This is a genomic window from Streptomyces sp. NPDC029296 (genome assembly GCF_055569255.1).
The window spans coordinates 181943-189385 of the sequence record NZ_JBVHXT010000011.1; the positions used below are offsets into that span (position 1 = coordinate 181943).

Annotated in this window: 6 protein-coding genes; 5 read left to right on the forward strand and 1 reads right to left on the reverse strand. The window is 71.8% G+C overall.

Going from position 1 to position 7443, the window contains the following annotated elements; translation table 11 throughout:
* Positions 1-29 precede the first annotated feature (29 nt).
* Genes ACZ4W9_RS12825 through ACZ4W9_RS12845 form a run of 5 tightly spaced genes read left to right on the forward strand, consistent with a single transcriptional unit; the run spans position 30 to position 6757 of the window.
* Positions 30-875: a DUF8175 domain-containg protein gene (locus ACZ4W9_RS12825; RefSeq protein WP_467935173.1), complete on the forward strand. Its 846-nt coding sequence runs from the start codon at positions 30-32 to the stop codon at positions 873-875.
* The gene (locus tag ACZ4W9_RS12830; RefSeq protein ID WP_467935174.1) at positions 865-2232 is read left to right on the forward strand and encodes a hypothetical protein; all 1368 of its coding nucleotides are present in this window, start codon (positions 865-867) and stop codon (positions 2230-2232) included. The genes ACZ4W9_RS12825 and ACZ4W9_RS12830 overlap by 11 nt, the downstream gene beginning before the upstream one ends.
* Entirely contained in the window at positions 2229-3785 is a 1557-nt protein-coding gene (locus tag ACZ4W9_RS12835; protein ID WP_467935175.1) for an SCO6880 family protein, read from the forward strand. The genes ACZ4W9_RS12830 and ACZ4W9_RS12835 overlap by 4 nt, the downstream gene beginning before the upstream one ends.
* Before the next feature lie 14 nt (positions 3786-3799).
* A complete protein-coding gene (locus ACZ4W9_RS12840; protein WP_467935177.1) occupies positions 3800-5212 on the forward strand; it encodes an ATP-binding protein in 1413 nt (470 codons plus the stop codon).
* Between the two features lie 12 nt (positions 5213-5224).
* The gene (locus tag ACZ4W9_RS12845; RefSeq protein ID WP_467935178.1) at positions 5225-6757 is read left to right on the forward strand and encodes a type IV secretory system conjugative DNA transfer family protein; all 1533 of its coding nucleotides are present in this window, start codon (positions 5225-5227) and stop codon (positions 6755-6757) included.
* Here the strand turns inward: ACZ4W9_RS12845 and ACZ4W9_RS12850 are convergent.
* Positions 6754-7320 (reverse strand): GNAT family N-acetyltransferase, encoded by a 567-nt coding sequence (locus ACZ4W9_RS12850; protein WP_467935179.1) that lies wholly within the window; start codon positions 7318-7320, stop codon positions 6754-6756. The two genes, ACZ4W9_RS12845 and ACZ4W9_RS12850, sit on opposite strands and share 4 nt — an antisense overlap.
* Between the last annotated feature and the right edge of the window lie 123 nt (positions 7321-7443).

Genomic DNA, 7443 nt, shown 5'->3' on the forward strand with positions numbered 1-7443 from the left:
GTCTACGAGGCGGAGGGGGCGTACGCGGCATGAGTCCCGGAGACGAGCAGGGCTACCGCGAATACCAGGGCTACGGCGACCACCCGGAGCCCGGCCAGACCCGGACCCGCCTCCCCGACCCCGACCCCTACGGCGGCGCCCCCCGCCGCCCCCAGCGCTCCTCCTCCAGAAGCCTGATCACGGTGGTCGGCGTCGTCATCCTCCTCATCGCCGCCATCGCCTTCGCGAACCGGGGGGGTGGGGGGGGTGAGGAGGAGGCGACCACGAAGGCCGACCGGCCCGAGTCCGCCGCCACGGCCCCCACCGGAACCAAGCCGGTCACCTCACCCCCCGGCACCATCCCCTCCGGCTTCGCCCACACCCCCCAGGGCGCCGAAAGCGCAGCGGCGAACTACGCGGTCGCGCTGGGATCGGCCGACATGTTCACCAAGTCCCGCCGGGACGCCGTGCTGCAGGCCGTCATGGTCCCGTCCCGAGCGGCCGGTTCCGAGGCGGCGTTCGACAAGGCGTACACCCCCGCCTTCGCCAGGACGCTCGGCCTGAACGACGACGGCACCGCCCCGAAGGGCTACACCTTCGTCTCACGCACGAGCCCCATCGGAACGAAGGTCACCGAGACCGCCGGCGACACGGCCACGGTCGAGGTGTGGTGCAGCGGCCTGCTGGGTCTCGCGGGCGAGAATTCCACGAACCCGGTCACCAACAGCTGGTTCACCATCACGATGAAGCTCCGATGGGCCGCGGGCGACTGGAAGATCGTCACGCATTCCCAGAAGGAGGGCCCGGCGCCCGTCCCCGGCGACGACAGGGCCTCCAGCTCCGATGAGATGTCGAAGGCCGTCGATGAGTACGGAGGGTTCACGTATGCCCGCTAACCGCCGCGTACTCACGCTGGCCGGCGTGATCGCGACCTGCCAGACGACCGCGATCCTCATGGCCACGCGCGCCTTCGCCGCTCCCACCCCGACACCGACGGCCCCGTCCTCGCCGACCTCGCCGTCGCCGACTCCGACGGCCACGAAGAGCTCCGACGTCTGCGACCTGATCCACGGTGCCGCCCGGGACCGGTGCGAGAAGGACCACGGCTCCTCCGGCGGCTCCTCCACCCCCGGCAACCCCCTCACCGACACCCTCGACCCCCTCTCCTCGCTGGCCAAAGGCTGCGCCGACGCCGCTTCCTGGACCGTCGACAAGCTCAGCAAGGCCGTGAAGGAGACCGCCGGTGTCGACTTCACGAATCAGGCGTTCCTGAAGCAGTACGCCGTCGTCTTCGCCGCCTCCACCATCCTCACGCTCCTGCTGTGGCTCCTCGCCGTGGCCAAGCGAGCGGTCCGCGGCGTACCGCTGACCACCGCCATCTCGGAAGCCGTCGGCTTCCTCTGGCTCACCGTGCTGGCCTCCGCCTTCACCCCGCTGATCCTGTACACCGTCGTCTCGGCCACGGACAGCGTCACCGACGTCCTCGCCAAGGCCACCGGCGACCAGGCCGACACGTTCTTCGGCACCTTCTCCGGCGCCCTGAAGAAGGGCAACGACATCGGCGGCGGCCCCATCATGCTGATCGTCGTCTCCCTGGTCAGCATCCTCGCCGCCGGCGTCCTCTGGCTGGAACTGGTCATCCGCGCCGCCCTCCTCTACGTCGGCGCCCTCCTCGGCACCGTCGTCTACGCGGGCCTCGTGGACAAGAACCTGTGGGGCCACGTCCGCCGCTGGGCCGGCATCATGATCGCCGTCATCCTCGTCAAACCCGTCATCGTGATCGTCCTCGGCCTGGCCGGCGCCCTGGCCGGCGACAACGGCCCCGACGCCTTCTCCGCCGTCGTCTCCGGCCTCGCCATCATCCTGCTCGCCATCTTCGCCAGCGCGATGATCTACCGCTTCGTCCCCGGCTTCGGCGACGAGATCGCCAGCGGCCGCAACAACCGCATCATGCAGGGCGCCGAAGGCAAGGCCGCCGCCGTCATCAGCTCCCCCGCCACCCTCGTCGCCCAGGGCATCAAGACCCACAGCACCCGCGCCGACAGCAACGCGGCGGCCGGCCAGTCGAGCAGCGCCCCCCGCCAGGCCAACCCCGCCTCCGGCGGCGTCGCCGCCCACAGCAGCCGCACCCCGGGCGGAAGCGGCGGCGGAACCGTCCCCTCAGCCGCGCCCGCGCCCCGCGCGCCCAGCCCGGTCAACAGCCCGCACGCCGGCAACACCCGCAACAACCGCTCAGGAGGTGAAGGGCGTTGACGACCGAGTCCCACCTGTCCCATCCGGTCACGCCCCGCCGTACGTATCTCATCGGCCGCGCCCGGCCGAACGCGATCATCGGCCGGAACCGCGAGACCGGCGAGATCGCCCTGATCATCGCCGGCGCGTTCCTCGGCATGATGTGCGGCCTCCTCGTCCCCGTCCTGCCCCTGCGGATCGCCCTGCTGACGGGCTTCCCGCTGCTCGCGCTCGCCGCGGTCTACGTCCCGTACAAGCGCCGCACCTTCTACAAGTGGTTCGAGATCAACCGCTCGTTCAAGCGGACCGTCAAGCGCGGCGCCGCCTACCGGTCCACCGCCATGGAGGCCGGCACCCGGATCGACGGCCGCGAGATCGAGGTCGGTCCGCCGCCCGGCATCGGTCGCATCACCTGGCTCGCCGCCCCCTTCGGCCCCGACGAGATCGCCGTACTGCTGCACGCCGACCGCAAGACGGTCACCGCGGCCATCGAGATCGAGGGCCCCGGCGTCGGCCTGCGCGACTCCGAGGACCAGGAGGCCCTGGTCGACCGCTTCGGCACCCTGCTCAAGCACGTCGCCAACGGAGACGGCTTCGTCACCCGGCTGCAGATGCTGGCCCGCACCCTGCCCGCCGACCCGGACGCGCACGCCAAGGACGTCGCCGTACGCGGCGACGACCGCGCCCCCCACTGGCTCCAGAGCTCCTACGACCAGCTCCAGTCCATGGTCTCCACCAGCAGCGAGCAGCACCGCGCCTACCTCGTCGCCTGCATGCACTACAGCCGGGAACTGGCCGCCGAGGCGCACGCCATGGCCCGCGCCGCCCGCACCCGCGGCAACCGGGTCGACCGGGACGCCGGGCTCGCCGTCGTCATGGCCCGCGAGCTGACCGACATCTGCTCCCGGCTCCAGGAGGCCGACATCCGGGTCCGGCAGCCGCTCGGCCAGGGCCGGCTGGCCTCCCTGATCCACTCCATGTACGACCCCGACCACCCCATCGACCACATCCAGGCCATGACCCAGCGCAACGCCTGGCCGGCCGAGCTGGACGCCGTGGAGCCCACCTACCTCCAGGCCAAGACCCGCGAGTCCAGCACCCGCGCCCCCTGGTGCCACGCCACCGCCTGGGTGAAGGAGTGGCCGCTGACCCCCGTCGGCGTCAACTTCCTTGCCCCGCTCCTCGTCCACACCCCGGACGTCATCCGCACGGTCGCCGTGACCATGGACCTGGAACCCACCGAGGTCGCCATCGAGCGGATGCTGACCGAGAAGACGAACGACGAGGCCGAGGCGTCCCGCGCCGCCAAGATGAACCGGACCGTCGACCCCCGGGACGTCGCCGCGCACAACCGGCTCGACCAGCGCGGCGAGGACCTCGCCAGCGGCGCCGCGGGCGTCAACCTCGTCGGCTACATCACCGTCTCCGCCCGCTCCCCGGAAGCCCTCAACCGCGACAAGCGCACGATAAGGGCCTCCGCCGGCAAGTCGTACCTCAAGCTGGAGTGGTGTGACCGGGAGCACCACCGCGCCTTCGTGAACACACTCCCGTTCGCCACCGGCATCCGAAGGTAGGGGCTGATTCTCCGATGCGGGATCCGCTGTCCGTCCTCACCGAGGCCTTCACCTCCTTCCTGTTCGGGAAGGTGGAGACGACCCGGCCGCCGGTGCGCACCTCCACGGGCCAGGCCCAGGCGGTCTACCTGCCCACGGCCGCGCCCGGCCTCGGCGACTCCGGCGTCATCATCGGCCGCGAGGTGTACTCCGGGAAGGGCTACATCTACGACCCCTTCCAGCTGTACGGCCAGCAGCTGCCGGCCCCGCACTGGCTGGTCCTCGGCGAGTCCGGCAACGGCAAGTCGGCGCTGGAGAAGACGTACGTCCTGCGCCAGCTCCGCTTCAAGGACCGCCAGGTCGTCGTCCTGGACGCGCAGGGCGAGGACGGCGTCGGCGAGTGGAACCTGATCGCCGAGGAGCTGGGGATAACCCCCATCCGGCTCGACCCGACGGCCGCCCTCAACCACGGCATCCGGCTCAACCCGCTGGACCCGGCGATCACCACGACCGGCCAGCTCGCCCTGTTGCGGACCATCATCGAGGTCGCCATGGGCCACGGACTGGACGAGCGCGCCGGCTTCGCCCTGAAGGTCGCGCACTCCTACGTCAACGAGACGATCGTCGACCGCCAGCCGGTCCTCACCGACATCGTGGAGCAGCTGCGCCACCCCGAGCCGGAGTCGGCGGAGGCGATGAACGTCGCCATAGACGACGTACGGGCCTGGGGCCTGGACGTCGCCCTGGTCCTGGACCGGCTCGTCGACGGTGACCTGAGGGGCATGTTCGACGGCCCGACCACGGTCGGCATCGATCTCGACGCGCCCCTGATCGTGTTCGACCTGTCCCACATCGACCGCAACTCCATCGCCATGCCGATCCTCATGGCGATCGTCGGCGTGTGGCTGGAGCACACCTGGATCCGCCCCGACCGGAAGAAGCGCATCTTCCTGGTCGAGGAGGCCTGGCACATCATCAACAGCCCGTTCGTGGCCCAGCTGTTCCAGCGGCTGCTGAAGTTCGGGCGCCGGCTCGGCCTGTCCTTCGTCGCGGTCGTCCACCACCTGTCCGACGTGGTCGACGGCGCGGCGGCGAAGGAGGCCGCGGCCATCCTGAAGATGGCCTCGACCAGGACGATCTACGCCCAGAAGGCGGACGAGGCACGGGCCACCGGCCGGGTCCTCGGCCTGCCCCGATGGGCCGTGGAGATCATCCCCACGCTCACCCCGGGTATCGCGGTCTGGGACGTCAACGGCAATGTCCAGGTGGTCAAGCACCTGGTCACGGAGACGGAACGGCCGCTGGTCTTCACCGACCGCGCGATGACCGAGTCGTCCAGCGACCTGGCGGCCGACGACGCCCTGCGCGCGGCCGAGCTGGAGGCCGAGCAGCGGGCGGCGGCCTTCGTGGAACAGCACCTCGGCGACTCCGAGTCGACGGTGGCCTAGAGGGAGTGCAGCGTGAGACCGGACGATCGCCATGACCCCCGCCGGGACCGCCAGGGCGGCATCCCCGACGGACTGCTGATCGGCGTCCTCGCGTTCCTCATCGGGATGACCGTCCTGGTGTGGGCGGCCACCGGCCTCGCGGCCCGGTTCGCCCAGGGCGCCTGGCCGGACGGCGTCACCTTCACCCGCACTCCGTCGGCCATGCGCCACCTCGTCGGCCGGCCGCACGACCTGCCCGGTGCCTGGCCGGACACCCCGCCGGGCCAGCTCTCCGGGTGGGGCCTGTTCTGGGGCCTGTTCCTCGGCCAGCTGATGATCCTCTTCGTGCTCACCCTGTTCACGATCGGCGCGGTGGCCCGCTGGCGCGCGGGCCGGCTACGACGCGCCACGGCGGCCGGTGCCGCCCTCGCCGCCCCACCGCCGGTGCCGGTGCCCGCCGAGCCCCGGTACGAGGCACGGGAACGGCACCAGGCCGTCCCGGAGCCGCGCCACGAGGTCCCGGTGCCGCGCACCGAGCCACCGCCCGTGCCGGCCGCTGAGCCGCTGCCCGTGACGCCGGCCGGGGAGACGGCCGCAGCGGCGCCTCCGGCCAATCCGCCGGCCGGAGGGGGCGGCGGGGGCCGGGAGACGGTCTTCATCGCGCCGCGGGAGGACCGGCAGCCGGCCGCGGCCCGGGCCGTACGCGACGCGGAGGGCCCCGTCCTCCTCGTCACCTCCAACCCGGCCCTGTGGGCGGAGACCAAGGACACCCGGGCCAAGCTGGGCCCCACCCTGCTCTACGACCCCACGCACCGGTGCGACACCCCGGCCCGCCTGCACTGGCCGCCCACGACGGGCTGCGAGGACAGACAGACGGCCCTGCACCGGGCGGCGGCACTGCTCGCCCCCGTACGGCCCACCGCGCGCATCGACCAGGCGGTGGCCGACACGGCGACCATCCTGCTGCGCAGCTATCTGCACGCCGCCGCGCTGGAGAATCGCACCATCCGGCACGTGCACCGCTGGGCGCAGGGCACCCAGGTCCAGGACGCGGTCCGCACCCTGCGCACCCACCCGAAGGCCGCGCCCGGCGCCGCCGGCGAGCTGGAGGCGGCGCTCACAGCGCACCCGGAACGCCGGGACGTCGCGCAGGAGTTGACCAGCCGGGCCCTGTCGGCGCTGTTCACGGTGAACATCCGGGAGGCGTGCACCCCCAACCGAGGCGATGCCCTCGCCCTGGATTCCTTCGTCCACGAAGGGGGCACGCTGTATGTGGTCGGTGAATCCATCGAGGACCCGCGGAGCGATCCGGGCGCGATGCCGCTCCTGACGGCCCTCGTCTCCAGCGTGGTCGAGCGCGGCCGGCGCATGGCCGAACGGTCATCCTCCGGTCGGCTCGACCCACCATTCACCCTGGTCCTGGACGACGTCGCGGCCGTGGCCCCGCTTCCCGAGCTGCCGGACCTGCTGGCCACCGGCGCCGACCAGGGCCTGCCGACGCTCGCCCTGCTCCGGTCCCGGGAGCAGGCCCGCACCCGCTGGCCGCACCGGGAGCTGCCCGTCTAGGACGGCCGCTCCAGGACGAACTCCAGCTCGTTCGTGGTCTCGTCCTTGGAGAAGGCCACGACGACACCGCTGGGCGCGAACCCGAGCCTCCGGTAGGCGGTCCGGGCCCGGGTGTTGCCCTCGTGGACGAACAGCCGTACCCGCTCGGCCTTCTGCTGCCACGCCCAGTCCAGGCCGGCCGCGAAGAGCGCCTCGACGAGTCCGTTGCCCCGGTGCTCCGGCCGTACGAAGACGCCGGCCGCGTGTCCTTGCCGCCGCTCGACCGGGTTCCCGGCCCAGTCCTCGGTGCCGGGTTCCTCCAGGAGCACGGTGAGCGAACCGGCCCAGGTGCCGTCGGCGGCCTCCGCTATGAACTGCCGGGCCGTCGTGGACCCCTCACCGGATCCGACGGCCCGGTCCTGCCAGAAGGAGTCCGGTTTCCTCGCGGCGTCCTCGTACGTCTCCAGAAAGGCGAGGTGCGCGATCGGGTCCCGCAGCGCGTCCAGCCGCAGCTGCTTCACCCGCTCCCAGTCGTCGGGACGGATGGCGCGTATGACGTAGTCGTTGCCGCTCACGAGGGTCATGGGCTCAAGATATCCGCACCCCGTCCATAACGCAGAAAACCCCCGCACCCGAAGGTGCGGGGGTTTCCCCAAAAATTGTTCGGCGGTGTCCTACTCTCCCACAGGGTCCCCCCTGCAGTACCA

Coding starts and splice junctions, on each gene's coding strand:
- ACZ4W9_RS12830 (WP_467935174.1), top strand. CDS start 865: ATGCCCGCTAACCGCCGCGTACTCACGCTGGCCGGCGTGATCGCGACC.
- ACZ4W9_RS12825 (WP_467935173.1), top strand. CDS start 30: ATGAGTCCCGGAGACGAGCAGGGCTACCGCGAATACCAGGGCTACGGC.
- ACZ4W9_RS12840 (WP_467935177.1), top strand. CDS start 3,800: ATGCGGGATCCGCTGTCCGTCCTCACCGAGGCCTTCACCTCCTTCCTG.
- ACZ4W9_RS12850 (WP_467935179.1), bottom strand. CDS start 7,320: ATGACCCTCGTGAGCGGCAACGACTACGTCATACGCGCCATCCGTCCC.